Source organism: Neobacillus drentensis (genome assembly GCF_036966985.1).
Taxonomy (GTDB): domain Bacteria; phylum Bacillota; class Bacilli; order Bacillales; family Cytobacillaceae; genus Neobacillus; species Neobacillus drentensis_E.
In genome coordinates, this window is sequence record NZ_JBALSN010000287.1 from 1 (window position 1) to 15,155 (window position 15,155).

Sequence of the window (15,155 nt, forward strand, 5' to 3'; positions counted from 1 at the left end):
TGGGCTGCATTTTGATTTGCATCGTTAACGAGCTGTGTATACTCATCTATTTTGCCTTTTACATCTGTCGTCTGTTGTCTTATTTCCTCTGTGATTTGTTCAGCAACGTAAGCAGCTAATACATCAACAATGTCTTGTTTATTAAATAAATAATAAAGAGAATCCTCTGTTGCCATTTCGGTAAGTTTGGTTTGATTCAAATCATTTTCTAGGTCCGGACGACTAAATTGATCTATTCCAATGCCAAAGTATAGATTATACAGCGTCAATAACTTATGAAAATTACTGACGGTATCGCTGGAAGCATTGATTAAAACACTTGTCGAGTCCCCGGTAAGAGGCGACATCACCTGATGGGCAATATGGTTATTTAAAATTTCCAATTTCTCAATAATACTTGCGTTTTCATTGTCATTGGGTTGAGTCGAGTTCTGCGGTTCGATTGACTTTTTGTCCTTTGCATCCTTGCTCAATTCTTCAGCTGCTGCCGATTGATTACTTTCGTTAGACAATAAGGATGGATTTGTTTCCTTATCAAGTTCAGCTGAATTTGCTGCTGTTGTTTGTGGCTGTTCTGGTTGTTCTGGTTGCACTGGTTGAACAGGTTGCACTAGCTGTTCTGGTTGATCTACATCGGTAATATCCTTTTGATCAAGTTCCCAACTCCATGTAATCGGCTGGAACACATCAAGGATGGCATCCATGTTATGAAGAATCACATCAACTTTTACAGTGAATTGCCCTTTATCTGATGAAGGCAGTTTAATTTTATCGTTATGAAGAAATGGCTCAGTATAATCCATTTCTTGGCTATTTGGTAATGATAGTAACACTCTCTTAATCTCAAATTCTTTTGGAATCGAAAGTGTAAATTCCTGTCCATTCTTTTTATTTTTCTCCAATTGGACACTATCTGTTAGGGTTACTCCATTTGTCCTTAAATCATTTTTCACTTGTTTTACTTTTTCTGACAATGGAATACTATTTGCTTCGCGATTAGGGATATAAGCAAACTCTTGATTGTATTTATTGGTGACAGCTATGACATTTTTTAGCTGTGTGACTGTTTTATCACTTAATCCTAAGCCATCTAAGTCATTACCATTTATGGAAGGCAGTAGATCAATTTGCTTTTGCAATGCAGTCCGGGCATTGTTATCTGGAACTGAAAAAATATGATTCATCGATACACTTTGCTCTTGCCCTGAACTATTTTGTATCTCCTTTTTAAGCTTCTCGGTAATGGCTTGCTGCATATCTGATGCCAATGTTTCCGACAACTCTGTATCCAATTTATCCATTTTTTCCTTCGTGTTCGTCAGATACTCTTGAAGAGCAGCCGATTCTGATAAAATAGTAGCCGATTGATTATCCTTTTGATGAAATTGATCATTGATGGCATTATTGGCGGAAACTAAAAAATCTAATTGCTGCATGACATCATCATTGTTCATTTCACGGTCTAACAGGTTAAGCTGACCGGAGAAACCTTTTGTTAAAAGACCATTAGCCGCATGCATTTTCGTGTAATTCAAAAAGCTGGATTGATAGGTATTGCTTGCTACTACATCCTCATCCAGGCTAGTTTCAAATCCTTTTAATAGATCCTGTAAGCCGGTAAAGTTATCTCTTGATATCTTTGTGTTACTTTCCACCGCTCCAAACTGAGCGGTGTAACCTGCTAATGGACGATGGATTGTATGATTATAGAAGTTTGTATATACCTGCTCCTTATTGACTAATGTACCAATATTGTCTTGAGCATCATGTAAATTGCCGATGACACTGGCAAAATAAACATCAATAATTTGGCGATTAAAATCCCCTAAGATGGAACTCGCTGTTTTCTCCGCCTTCGCTTTCAAATTGCCGTTATCGGAAGCATTTATTTTGTAGTTCAAAACTACCCGCTCTGGCGATTTTGAATCTATTGATAATGCCTTTTCGGTAAAATCATTCGGAATAACAATCATCATATTGTAGACATTCCGCGTTAGGCCGCTTTCCGCAACACCACGACTGACAACATACCAGTCATGGGTATCATCTTTTTCAATGTTCTTTATAAATTCAGCACCAAATTCATAGTTCTTATCATTAAATTGTGCACCTTGATCTTCATTGACCAATGCTACTGTCATTTTCTCGTCATCATTATTGGCCTTGCTTTTGGATACTTGATTCAATGCCAGATAAGAGATTCCTGAAGATAGCGCAAGGATCAGAACTAGAAATAATATGACACCTCGCTCAATCTTTTTCATTCACTCAACCCCTGAAAATTTATTAGTATGTAATAAAGTAATAATTTCTATTTTTATTGTTTAGGAGATGTTTGAGACTCCCTGCTATGACAAACAAAGAATAAAAGCCACACAACGATTGTCGCGTGGCTTTTGTTTTATTGGGAACATAGTCCCGAATGACTTATTCCACTGATCCAATGTTAATCTTTCAGATGTCAGGCAATCGGATTAATTAAGCCCAAAATTCTGCGATAATTGCTCATCTTGCTGAGCAACAGCATCCGCCGTTTTGTTCAATTGTGTGTTAATTTCTTGCATCAATTGAGCAAAATTTTGTACCTTTGGCTTCAATTGGTTAAACTGATCATCAAATCTTTGGAAGGCACGTCCTTCCCATTCACCACGAAGTTCATTTTGTAAATTAGTTAAGTCTCTTAAAATTTGCTCAATTTGTTGTGAACTTTGCCCATAGCGAGTCGCTTTAGCTTTTAACTCTGCTGGGGTCATACGAATTTGTCCAGCCACTTGTTCTCCATCTCCTCTACCTATAGTTGGCCCTGGAATGGATTCATCATTTTTTCCAGACCATTATCACTACATTGGAAGTAAATTCCTATCTATTTTTTTATCATAGGTTCATTCAACATTCAAATCACCCCGGATTGGCGTAGGATTTTTTCTAGTACTTTCTTTCTATTTATTTTTGAAATTAGGAATTTTTAGGAGGAACATGTGAAAAATATGATTCTTTCTTAGTAAGACAATAGGATGGTTTTCGACCAAAAAATAAAGGAATATAAAAAATCGTAGAGCTATTTACCTGTTTTTTAAATAAGGTAAGAATCGAAATCCCTAACTATCCCTTGACAATTTCTTAAATGATCCTGCTGTATTTTAAACTTTTTTCAAAGATATTAAGAATTTTTGTTAATCTCAAGAACAGTAAAAAACCTGCCTTGTTTAGGCAGGTTACAGTTAATTATAGATTTTATTCCACGATCTTCGCGTTCTTTAACAGTTCTTCCGTTAAGGTAATCCCTTCCTCCTGAGCTGCTTTTTTGTTTATAATCAGCTCAAGGTTTTCAGGAAAACCAACAGGAATTTCGCTTGGTTTCTTTCCTTTAAGAATTTCAACGGCCATTTTACCGGTAGTGTAGCCTAGGTCATGATAGTCAAACCCATAAGATGCGAAGGTTCCGCGTTTTACAGAATCACCTTCACCGACAAAGGTTGGTATATCCTTGGCATTGGCAACAGTTATCACTGACTCAAGGGCAGCAACGACGGTATTGTCCTTTGGAATGTATAATACGTCTGCACGACCCACCATTGACTCAGCTGCCTGCTTTACTTCGGAACTAGCTGTTATCGTGGTTTCAACTGACTCCAGTCCAGCAGCCTTTATAGCTGTCTTCGCATGTTTTACATTTACAACAGAGTTGGGTTCGCCGTTATTATATATGATGCCCACTTTTTTGGCATCTGGAATAAAGGTTTTTATTGCGGCAATCGTATTCTTTATCGCGTCAGGATGCGTATCAGATGTGCCTGTCACATTCCCGCCTGGCTTTTCTAAGCTTTGGACAAGCTCTGCCCCGACCGGATCGGTAATGGCAGTAAATAAGATTGGTATATCCTTCGTCTGATTAACCACTGCCTGTGCGCTAGGTGTGGCGATAGCCAAAATAAGATCATTCTTGTCTGCGACTAAATTTTGGGCAATCGACGTATTATTGTTCATGTCACCCTGGGCATTTTGGTAATCAAGCTTCAAATTCTTTCCTTCTTCATAACCTGCATCCTTGAGAGCCGCGATAAAACCTTCTCGAGCAGCATCAAGAGACGGATGTTCAACAATTTGTGTAATTCCTATTTTCACAACTTTCTCTTTTTCCTTTCCTCCCGTTTCCTTACTTCCCCCACTACACGCGGAAAGCAATAATAAAACTCCACACAATACTAACGCTAAACTCTTTCTCATCTGTTAATCCTCCCCAAACTAATCCACTATTTATGTAGTCTCCTGGTGAACAATAAAGAAAGCGATTTCCTTTTTTGATATATCTTTAGAAAATTTATAATATTCAGATTCTATCATGTCCACTAGTCTAAGACAATAGTAAATTTCTTATTTAGAAAGCAGCACTGAGATGATAAATAAAAAAAGCATTAAACCAGAAAAATCAAGGTTTGATGCTTTATTGAGAAATAGAGATATTACATTATGCCGCATTTATCTAAACATATATATTAATAATAGCTTTCAATTTTGTCGATACATACTCAGAATTTGTAGATATTTCCCGGGAATTTGTTGAAATTTGAAAAATAGTGAAATTTTTAATTGATTGTGGTCGTGGGGTAAAATTTCATTTGTATTGGGTATCGCAATGGTCTTTCTAATCTTTCTTTTTGTGGGTGCACAAGACACTTAGTATATCGCCTAGCGATACGAAAAAAAATATATCGCCCTGCGATACGAAATACAAAATAGAGCCACCTAAACAGGCACTTTATTTTCGAAATATCGATAAAAGCCCTCCCCATTTTATTTTAGGTTTTTCTATCGCTTCTTCTAAGCGTTTATTAAAATCATTTTGTGAACGCCATTCTTTTTCCAGTTCGTCCCTTATATTTTGTATCTCTTTTTGTAAGGATTCACTTTTTTGTATTTCTTGTTGCAGCAATGTTTCGTAATGGGTATTTTGTTGTTCAGTTAATTTTTCAATTTTAGCATTTGTTTTTTGCGCTGAGTTTGCAATACTAGAACTTATAACATGATGATCTTGCTGAAGTCGGGAAACCGAGGTTTTCAGCCCTGACATATCGTTTGTCAATTGGACATTCATTTCACGTGCAGCCGCCAGTTCATTGACTACAAACATTAAGACCTCTTTTAATTGCTTGGGGTCTTGAGGTAGATTCCCAAATATTTCCTGAGCCACAATCTCCGTTTCATTGGATTCTTCTAATCTTTCTTTTTGTTGATACACAATATCTTTAGCTGTATCGTCCAGGGGCTTGTCCGTATCGCGTAACGCTATAAGCGCTCCAATATCAGACTGAACAAAGATACGTCGGTCGCCATCCTTCAAAAACTCATATCCATTCCGCTCTAAGATTTGGCCATACTTTCGAACAGTGGGCGTTGCAATCCCTACTTCTTCTGCCGCTTCTTTGGAAGAGAAAGCACGTTCATTCGGTTGTATATCACGTCGCATATCGGACCTCCTTTTCTATTAAATATGAAGGTTTTTAGATATATTTGCAAGTTAAATCGCCCAGCGATACGAAACAAAAGGAGGCAATCAGCCCCTTTCTTTAGTAATTCTTTATCTAAAAAAGATGCTGTGGTCGATAGCGATACACAGCGTATCGCCAAGCGATTCATCTGATAATTTATGATATTACTAGCCTTAACGCATTGGAAGAATTAAAAAATCTTTAAAAAGACTACCTCCTTGTTTTTTTAGGAAGTAGTCTATTCTTTAAATTATTATTCTTACCAAGGGGAATAACATGATTCTCCAAAACCAAGCTGAGCCATAGCATACATCGTCCTTTGCAGGCTACATAAGTATCACTTTCCTATAAGCTCCTCAACTTCTCCCTTAGTCGGAAGAGCAGAGATTGCTCCTTTTCCTGTTGTAGTGAGAGCACCACTTGCATTGGCAAATCCCAATATTTCTGTTTGATTGCCCCGTAGTACTTCCTCGAGGTTGGCCGGGTTTGCTTTCAATTCTAGCAATTGATATAAAAAACCGCCCATGAACGCGTCACCCGCTCCGGTTGTGTCCACAGGTTTAACTGAGTATCCTCTCGATTCAATCTTTTCATCCTTTAAAAACAAATCCGCACCTGCAGCTCCCTTAGTGTAGATAACTGCCTTCACGTTTCCAACAAACAACGATTGTATTGCATCAGACTCATCTTTTATTCCCGTAATAAAATTTAGCTCTTCATCGGAAACCTTTACGATATCCGCAGACGGTAGAAATTCGAGAATCGCCTTACGACAGTCTTCTGGATCTTCCCATAGCGGCAGCCGCACATTTGGGTCAAAACTGACCAAGCCATGTGCATCTGAAACAGCCGTGATTGCTTTTTTATGTGCCTGTTTCATCGGGCTTTCCACAAGATCAACCGAGCAAAAGTGGAGAATATCCCCCGCTTGGAACCATGCTGGCTCGATTTCCTCCTCACTTAACAGCAAATCAGCGGAAGGATTACGGTAAAATGAAAAATCGCGTTCCCCGTTTTCTTTTAACGAGACAAAAGCCAAAGCCGTATTCGCCTCCCCAGTCCGGTAAACTTTGTCCATCTCAACACCAGCCTCGACAAGCTGCTCGACTAAAAAGTCGCCAAACGCATCGTTTCCTAATTTAGAAATCATCGCTGCTTTCTGCCCATATTTCGCAACGGCCGCAGCCACATTTGCCGGCGCCCCGCCAGGAGCTCTCTCAAAAGAAAAAACATCCTTTAAGGCCACCCCTTTTTGAAGTGGAATAAAATCAATTAACACTTCACCAATCGAAAAAAGCTTTCCCATTCTGTCACCTCAAGTAAGTCTAATAAGTTTATATGATATCCCATTTAACGGCCTTTACCTTCGTTTGGCCACCACGAGCAAACACACGGATTCCATTACTATTTTTACCAGGAAAAATCCGTCCCGTAAATACTTCTTCCCCATTATTTACAAACACTTCGACAGAGGAGACATCAACAAAGATTCGGAACGAAATCTTTTCAGCGTCCAACATACATTTCCGTACCGTACCAAACTCCTCAGCAAAGGATTCGCCCGACCCAGTCCGGTCTAATATAACCTTTTTTACAATCGCATCATATTTAATCACGGTTTTCTCTATTTCTCCAACCCGAATCTCCAAACCAAACTCCTCAGCCGTACTATCAGAGAATTCCGCAAGAAGCTCATACACATCTCCCTCGAAGAGATCCAAACTAACATTTTCATTCTCAACCGTTTGACTAGTTTCCACCTTTTCCCCGCGAAGCAATTCTAACTCAGGCACTGGCTGCTGGACCAGCTTTCCATCTTTAACCGATAGCTCCCGAGGGAGTGTTAAACAGTGTGCCCACCCATTTTTATCAGTAGGATAGTCAATCTCCGGTAATCCCATCCAGCCGACTAAAATTCGTCTCCCCTGATGATCCACCGTCGATTGTGGTGCGTAAAAATCAAACCCGCGATCCAACTCATGAAATGCACCATGCTTTAATTCAATATTCTCTAAATCTATTGGACTTCCAATTACATACCCTGATTGATAAATGTTTTGATAGTGATCGCCTTCCGCTTTTAACCCTTGTGGGGAGAAAAGGAATACACCTTGCTCGTCCAGTTCAAAATAATCCGGACATTCCCACATATAACCGAATTCATCACCTAAACCGGTCTTCACTTCACCCGCAAACTGCCAATCTTTTAGATCATTAGAGCGATATAAAACGACACTTCCTGTCTCACTTTTCCTTTGAGCACCAATTACCGCGTAGAAATGATCGCCATGTTGCCAAACCTTTGGATCGCGAAAATGATCGGTATAGCCACTTGGAGTATCACCAATCACCGGTGCATCCATTTTCACAAGGCTTCCATCCGGATTCAGTACAGCCAAACATTGATACGGGTGTCGATTCCAATTTTCATCGCGTGTATTGCCAGTGTACATTAAATATAATTTTCCTTCATACTCAATTCCACTTCCGGAGTACGCCCCATGACTATCAAATTCATTCGACGGCTCAATGGCCATTCCAACATTTTCCCAATGAACAAGGTCTTTAGACTTCGTGTGATACCAATGCTTCAACCCATGAACCGGCCCAAGCGGAAACCATTGATAGAATAAATGATATTCCCCATTAAAATAACTAAAGCCATTCGGGTCATTTAACAATCCTGTCAGCGGCTGAATATGAAAAGACTGCCGCCATGGACATTGATTCACAAGTTTAGCTAACGCTTGAATTTCCTCTTCGTTCACGTCGCCCATGCTTCTGTATCGTTTCTCGATAGTCCATTCCATGCTGATTCACTCCTAATACAGAAAGGAGAATCACTGGATTCCCCTTTTCAGTCTTTTATTATGCTGCTTGACCAGTTGATTTTTTAACTGTTATTTTTTCTTCTCTCTTCGCTAAAACAATCGTAACGATAAATGCTACGGCAAACGCAATGGCCATACCGATCACATAAGAAATAATTGTATCTGGGCGAATCGAGATAATTCCTGGTATACCTGCTGCCCCTAATGCAGTCGCTTTAACCTTAAACACAGTAACAAAGCCAGACCCAACAGCTGAACCAATAATGGCACCGATAAAGGGATAGCGTAATTTCAAGTTAACCCCAAACATCGCTGGTTCCGTAATCCCTAATAAGGCAGAGATCCCAGCTGCTGAAGCGGTTCCTCTGATTTTGGCATTTTTCGTTGTCTTTAGCACAGCAAGTGTCGCGGCACCTTGCGCAATGTTTGACATCGCCGCAATGACAAAGATAAACGATCCACCCGTTTTCACAACATCGGCAAGCAATTGCGTTTCTACCGCAATAAAGCTATGGTGCATACCTGTAATAACAATTGGTGCATAAAGTAAACCGAAGATGATTCCGCCAATGACACCTGTTGTGTCATATAACCAGACAATTCCATCTGTTAATAGATTACCAGCTGAGCGTGTCAGCGGTCCTACCAAGGTGAACGTTAAAACTCCGGTAATAAAGATAGACAATAATGGTGTTAATAGATTGTCTAAAGCAGAGGGAACAACCTTCCGTAAAGATGTTTCAATTTTTGCTAGAATAAAAGATGCGGCAAGAACAGGAAGTACGGTTCCCTGATAACCTACCTTTTCAATTTCTAAGCCAAAAAGATTCCAAACCGGGACCTCATTTTTCAGTAACGCGGCACCGTAACCGTACCCATTTAATAAGTCCGGATGAACCATTAGCATTCCAAGTGTGGCCCCAAGGAAAGGATTTCCTCCAAACCGTTTCGTTGCTGAAAAACCAATTAAAATCGGTAAAAAGACAAAGGCTGCATTTGCAAATGTATTAATGAGTGCAGCTAAATCCGCCATTTCTGGATTAGCATCCACTAAGGATTTTCCTTCAATAAACAAGTCTGGAGCCGTTAGGATATTGTTGATTCCCATTAGTAAACCACCAGCTACGATCGCTGGGATAATTGGAACAAAAATGTCTGACAGCATTTTGACGAATCGCTGAATCGGATTCAGTTTCTTCGCTGCCGCGTCTTTCACATCACTCGTTGACATTTCCGTTTGACCAGACATCTCCGCAAAGTGTTTATAGACCTCGTTCACCGTTCCAGATCCTAAGATAACTTGAAACTGACCTCCCGTTGAAAAGGTCCCTTTTACAACATCCATGTTATCCAACGCTGCTTGATTAACGATTGATTCATCATGTAAAACTAGACGTAAGCGTGTGGCGCAATGCGCTGCAGCTGATACGTTTTCCTGACCACCAATGGCATTGAGGACTTCCCGTGCAATTTTTTTATGATCCATTTTAATCCCTCTCTTTTCATTTGATTTGGTTTGGTTTAGGAACCGGTTCCATAGTTGAATAAAAATAAAAATAAAAATAAAAATAAAAACCCTCATTTGCGGAACCGGTTCCAAAATAAGCTAAAAAAATAAATGATTAAAAGAGAAACCGAATTCGATTGTTACCAAGTGACAAGGTTCTCTTGATTGGAACCGGTTTCGTTGTTTTTATTATAGTGGACGATTAAAGAAATTGTCAACGCTTTCTCGCTCAATAATTTCAAATTTAGAAATGGTTACTTTTTCGACAGGGCGCTCATTAACTAACTCTACAATATGTTTTGCAGCCGTTTCCCCCGCTTCTTTGTAAAAAAACTTCGCCGTCGTTAAGCCCGGATGCATGATTTCCGTTACATCATATCCACCAAAACCCGTTAACGCTATATCTTTTGGAATCGTTAGCCCCTCTGAATACGCTGCCTTCATAACCCCAAGGGCAATATTATCGGTCGCACAAACAATGATAGAAGGCTGAAATTCATGGATGATTTCCATTGCACTAGCTTGCGCAGCTGGAATCTTGAACAATGTCTCATAGAAGCGAACCTCACAATCCTCTACTTCTTGAATTGCCTTTTTAAAGCCCTGCTTTCGCTTCACCCCAACTGAGATATCCCGTTCCGTTACGCCTAGATAAGCAATTTTCCGATATCCCTTTTCAAGGACATACCTCCCCATTTCATAACCAGCGCAAAAATCATCATGAATCAGACTATAAAAATCCTCATGCTCTTGTCCTATTAGCAGAACAGGAACTTTAACGGTTTCAAATGCCTCAATATGCTGATCCGTGATTTCGGTAGCAAGCAAAATAATCCCCGCCATCTTTTGATTGGCAAAGCCATAAATGCTTTCAATCTCTCGCTCCAGATTTTGACTTGTATTGGAGATCAACATCTGATAATTCATCTGCTTTAATTGCTCATCAATACCAATTAACGTTTGCGAAGAAGCGTAGGAATCAAGCCGCGGGACAATCGTGCCAATAATATTCGTTTTCTTCGCTTTCAAGCTCTGCGCAAATGGATTCGGAGTATACCCGGTTTCCTTGATCGCTTGTTCAATTTTCTTCTTCGTCGCTTCCCCAACAGAGCCACCATTTAAAAACCGAGAAACCGTACTCTTCGCCACACCCGCAAGCTTGGCAATATCTAAAATTGTACTCATGATCCTCAACCTCATTACATTTCAAATTCATATACCATTATAGTATCATGAAAAGTCTTACGCATTAAATTTCGAAGCAAGATCTTGATGATTAATGCTCGCAAATAAAAGTAAAAACAGATGCTGAGCACCTGTTTTATATTTTGTAAATCTTGATATATATTTAACCTAAAAACTAAGGTCTTCACCGTTAGTTGCAATCACTTTCTTATACCAATCAAATGATTTTTTCTTTGTTCTTTTTAATGTTCCATTTCCTTCGTCATCCATATCTACATAAATAAACCCATATCGTTTTTTCATCTCGCCAGTTCCTGCTGAAACTAAATCAATACAGCCCCATGGTGTATAGCCCATTAAGTCAACACCGTCTAAAGTAACCGCCTTTTTCATTTCTTCAATATGATCTCGGAAATATTGGATCCGATAATCATCTTCCACATATAGATTTTCATCCGGTCTATCAATAGTTCCCATTCCGTTTTCAACGATAAAAAGAGGTTTTTGATATCGGTCATAAAGTTCAGATAAGGCGTATCTTAGCCCAATAGGGTCAATCGCCCAACCCCACTCCGTTTTTTCTACGAATGGATTTGCATCCCCCATTTGTCCGCCGGTATCGGTATTCTGAACGATTTCAGTATGGTATACACTGCTTCGGTAATAACTAAATGATAAAAAATCTGAAGGATACGCCTTAATTATTTCTTCATCCCCTGGTTCTTTATTTATCGTTACCCCCATCTCTTCAAATAAGCGGTCAGCGTAAGATGGATAATATCCCCTCATCATTATATCAGAATAAATCAAAGCTCCTCTTCGATAATCCAAAGCTCCAAATACATTTTCCGGCTTACAATCTTTCGGGTAAATGCAGCTTAATGCAACCATACAGCCAATCTTTGCATCTGGAATGATCTCGTGACAAAGCTTATTGGCAAGTGCACTCGCAACAAACATATGGTGCTTTGCTTGATAACGTACCTGAGCGGTAGCCTCCCTGGTTCCCATAAAGGCATAACCATTTAATACATTAATTTCGTTAATGGTAATCCAATACTTTACTAAATCTTTATATCTTGTAAAGACTTCTTTGCACATTCTTAAAAAACAATCAATCGTCTCACGTCCGCCCCAACCATTAAAATGTTCAGCCAAATAAGCAGGAGTTTCAAAATGATAAAGAGTGACTAATGGTTCGATATTATATTTTTTACACTCTTTAAAGACATCCTCGTAAAATTTTAACCCTTCCTCATTTGGTTGTTCCCCTTCGATTCCACCTTTTGGGAAAATACGGGACCAACTAAGGGATAGCCGGAAACACTTAAAACCCATTTCTCCCAAAAGGGCAATATCTTCTTTGTAATAGTGGTAAAAATCAACCGCTTTTTGGCTTGGATAATAAACATTTTCATCAATATAGCCTGATGCACCTTCTGGTATCGTATCAACTTTCGGGTCCCCAGTAGGTCGTCGGTTTACCATTGTTTTTGTGCCGTCTTTTAACTGGATTGTAATTTTTCTTGGACGGTCTGCAGAACCATTTGTAATGAAGTCGCTTGTTGCAAGCCCTCTTCCGCCTGCATTGTACCCACCTTCATATTGGTTTGCAGCAGTAGCTCCACCCCATAAAAAATTTTCTGGGAATGTTTTTTTCATTTAATTTCATTTCCTTTCTAAGAATGAGTATGTGAAATTATCTTGAATAAAAAAAGCCCAGTATTGGGCAATTAAAAATGACTGACATTTTTTCAGTTTTAATGACTTTCTGCAAACCCATTGGATTTGCTCTTTTAACCATGCGTTTGCAAAGTTGCCCACAATGTTTTACTTTTATATGTCCTGCTGAAAGAGGATCTTGTTTTAAGCCTTTTTGATAAGTTTATGCAATTCAATGATTTCTCTCGCTAAATCTTTTAGGGTCAATGAGTTCATCAAATGATCTTGTGCATGAATCATAATAAGAGGAAGATTGAATTCATCTCCGCCTGCTTCCTTTTGGATTAAATCAGTTTGAACATGATGTGCTTCATTGAATGCAGAATCTGCTTCGGTTAGTTTTGCTTCCGCTTCATCGAAATTGCCTTCTTTAGCTGCATACATCGCTTCCATTGCTAAGCTTTTTGCATTTCCTGAATGAAGGATTAATTGAAATGCATGATTGTATAGTTCCTCTTTATTCATGATTAACAGCCTTTCATATGATTTACTAGGAAAGGAACATTCTCCTCTCCTGTCAATTTTGGGTCCCAAAACTAACGCCCAGTCATTTTCTTAGGCGATAATTTCCTTTGTTTCACCTTTGTTCATCGCATCTTCTTCTCTCTTCTTCGCTTTATCATATATTCTGAAGAATGGAAGATAAATTACAAAGGAAATAACAATGTTAACTACATTCATGATGGCACCTGAAATATGTCCACCTGAAGCAAGATATCCTGAGATAATTGGCGGCATTGTCCAAGGCACTGCAATACCAGATGGTTTTGCGACCAATCCCATATCCATTCCTAGGAATGTTACGATAACGGTTACTATTGAAGTAAGGACAAATGGAATGATCATGATTGGGTTTAACACGATTGGCATACCAAAGATTAATGGTTCGTTAATGTTAAAGATACTAGGAGCAAACGCCAAACGACCAAGACTTTTCATTTGTTGGGATTTAGCAAACATGACCATTGATAGAACCAAACCAAAGGTTACACCTGTTCCACCGATGTGGACGAAGTTATCCCAGAATTGTTGTGTAACAATATGTGGTAGAGGTTGGCCAGCTTGATAGGCCGTCATATTGTCACCCATCGCACCAAACCAAATTGGTTCCATTACACTTTTAACAATGTTTGTCCCGTGTAATCCAGTAGCCCATAATAAAGTTACGAATAATTCAGCAACAATGGTTCCACCTAGGGTAAGACCTACCATTTTTAGCGGGTCACCTAAAAGGGTCGTAACTAAGCCATTGATACTTTGATAAGGAGTCAATTCAACAAGTAAACGGATTACCCAAACCACTAGAAGAACAAAAAATCCTGGAATTAAAGCTGCAAATGATTTACCAACACTAGGCGGTACACCCGCTGGCATTTTAATAACAATATTTTTTTTAACGGTCCAACGATAAATTTCTGTAGATATAATTGCAAACAGTAACGCAACAAACAAACCTTTACTGCTCAAAAAAGCTTTTGAAATAGCACAGTTACCAGAACTCCTTCTTCAGCTCCAGCAGGAGTAAATAAGAAACTAAATGGTGTTGTCAACATGAAAGCAGCAACTGAAATAGCACCTGCACTCATCGCGTCAAGTTTATAACTTTCTGCTAGCCGGTAAGCCACTGCGAATGCTGCAATAAGTGACATGATATTGAAAGTTGCATCTACTGGATAACTTAATTTTGCAGCCCATGTTGGGCCAAAAATAGAAGTCATCCAATCGGCATAACCTGGAATTGGCAAATTAGCCACGATCAAGAAAAATGAACCAATGACAATGAATGGCATGGTCGCAATAAGACCATCACGAAGAGCCAATAAATGTCTTTGCGCACCAATTTTTCCTGCAACAGGCATGACTTTCTCTTCTAGAAAGCTGTTGAATTTACTCATTTTCTTTTCTCCCTTTATTATTTATTATTGACTAGATTTATAGCTGTTTTTAAAACTTCTGCTCCATTACACGTACCATAGTGGATTGGATTGATGGCATCCACTGGAATGCCCTTTTCTTCACCTAACTTTTTCATATTTGAAAGAAGGTATCTAACTTGAGGTCCTAAAAGAAGGACATCCGCATTGTCAATATGTTGATTGACTGAATTAGCTGCAACTGCCCAGATTTTCCCTTCCAAACCTTGTTCTTGGGCTGCTTTTTCCATCTTTGTTACCAGCAAACTTGTACTCATTCCTGCTGCACAACATAATAAAATATTCATCGATTTATTCCTCCTATTATTTAGAAAAGTTATTTTAAAAAACATTAATTAATCTAAACAGCTAATTAGCCATTGTTTTAAGAGTGCTTTAACCTCTTTATGTTTTATAGTTTACGTTGAAAGCGTTTAATTTTACAGAAAGGATTTTTCCGTTGCGTAACGGAAATATAATAAAATTGGCTGTGTTAAACTAGTCTGTT

At 38.9% G+C, this 15,155-nt stretch carries 11 protein-coding genes and 1 pseudogene; all 12 read right to left on the minus strand.

Annotated elements, in window-relative coordinates; translation table 11 throughout:
- Window positions 1-2,264: type VII secretion protein EsaA (esaA, locus tag V7659_RS18965; RefSeq protein WP_335541390.1), on the minus strand; the 2,264-nt coding region annotated here is incomplete at its 3' end.
- Window positions 2,265-2,474: 210 nt separating this feature from the next.
- Entirely contained in the window at window positions 2,475-2,771 is a 297-nt protein-coding gene (locus V7659_RS18970; RefSeq protein ID WP_026565218.1) for a WXG100 family type VII secretion target, read from the minus strand.
- A 463-nt stretch (window positions 2,772-3,234) separates the two neighbouring features.
- Window positions 3,235-4,227, minus strand: coding sequence for an ABC transporter substrate-binding protein (locus V7659_RS18975; RefSeq protein ID WP_335541392.1), 993 nt, complete (start codon window positions 4,225-4,227; stop codon window positions 3,235-3,237).
- Window positions 4,228-4,759: 532 nt separating this feature from the next.
- Window positions 4,760-5,467, minus strand: a complete 708-nt coding sequence (locus V7659_RS18980) for a hypothetical protein (RefSeq protein ID WP_335541394.1) — start codon at window positions 5,465-5,467, stop codon at window positions 4,760-4,762.
- A 359-nt stretch (window positions 5,468-5,826) separates the two neighbouring features.
- On the minus strand, window positions 5,827-6,795 hold the full coding sequence (locus tag V7659_RS18985) for a carbohydrate kinase family protein (RefSeq protein ID WP_335541395.1): 969 nt from the start codon (window positions 6,793-6,795) through the stop codon (window positions 5,827-5,829).
- A gap of 28 nt (window positions 6,796-6,823) precedes the next feature.
- Entirely contained in the window at window positions 6,824-8,299 is a 1,476-nt protein-coding gene (locus V7659_RS18990) for a sucrose-6-phosphate hydrolase (RefSeq protein WP_335541397.1), read from the minus strand.
- A gap of 58 nt (window positions 8,300-8,357) precedes the next feature.
- Window positions 8,358-9,806 (minus strand): sucrose-specific PTS transporter subunit IIBC, encoded by a 1,449-nt coding sequence (locus tag V7659_RS18995; protein ID WP_335541399.1) that lies wholly within the window; start codon window positions 9,804-9,806, stop codon window positions 8,358-8,360.
- A gap of 210 nt (window positions 9,807-10,016) precedes the next feature.
- Entirely contained in the window at window positions 10,017-11,012 is a 996-nt protein-coding gene (locus V7659_RS19000) for a LacI family DNA-binding transcriptional regulator (protein WP_420491423.1), read from the minus strand.
- 168 nt (window positions 11,013-11,180) lie between these two features.
- The gene (locus V7659_RS19005; RefSeq protein ID WP_335541401.1) at window positions 11,181-12,674 is read right to left on the minus strand and encodes a family 1 glycosylhydrolase; all 1,494 of its coding nucleotides are present in this window, start codon (window positions 12,672-12,674) and stop codon (window positions 11,181-11,183) included.
- A gap of 204 nt (window positions 12,675-12,878) precedes the next feature.
- Entirely contained in the window at window positions 12,879-13,199 is a 321-nt protein-coding gene (locus V7659_RS19010) for a PTS lactose/cellobiose transporter subunit IIA (protein ID WP_026565243.1), read from the minus strand.
- A 90-nt stretch (window positions 13,200-13,289) separates the two neighbouring features.
- Window positions 13,290-14,629, minus strand: a pseudogene (gene celB / locus V7659_RS19015) (PTS cellobiose transporter subunit IIC).
- A gap of 17 nt (window positions 14,630-14,646) precedes the next feature.
- Window positions 14,647-14,955: a PTS sugar transporter subunit IIB gene (locus V7659_RS19020; RefSeq protein WP_335541403.1), complete on the minus strand. Its 309-nt coding sequence runs from the start codon at window positions 14,953-14,955 to the stop codon at window positions 14,647-14,649.
- Window positions 14,956-15,155: the final 200 nt, after the last annotated feature.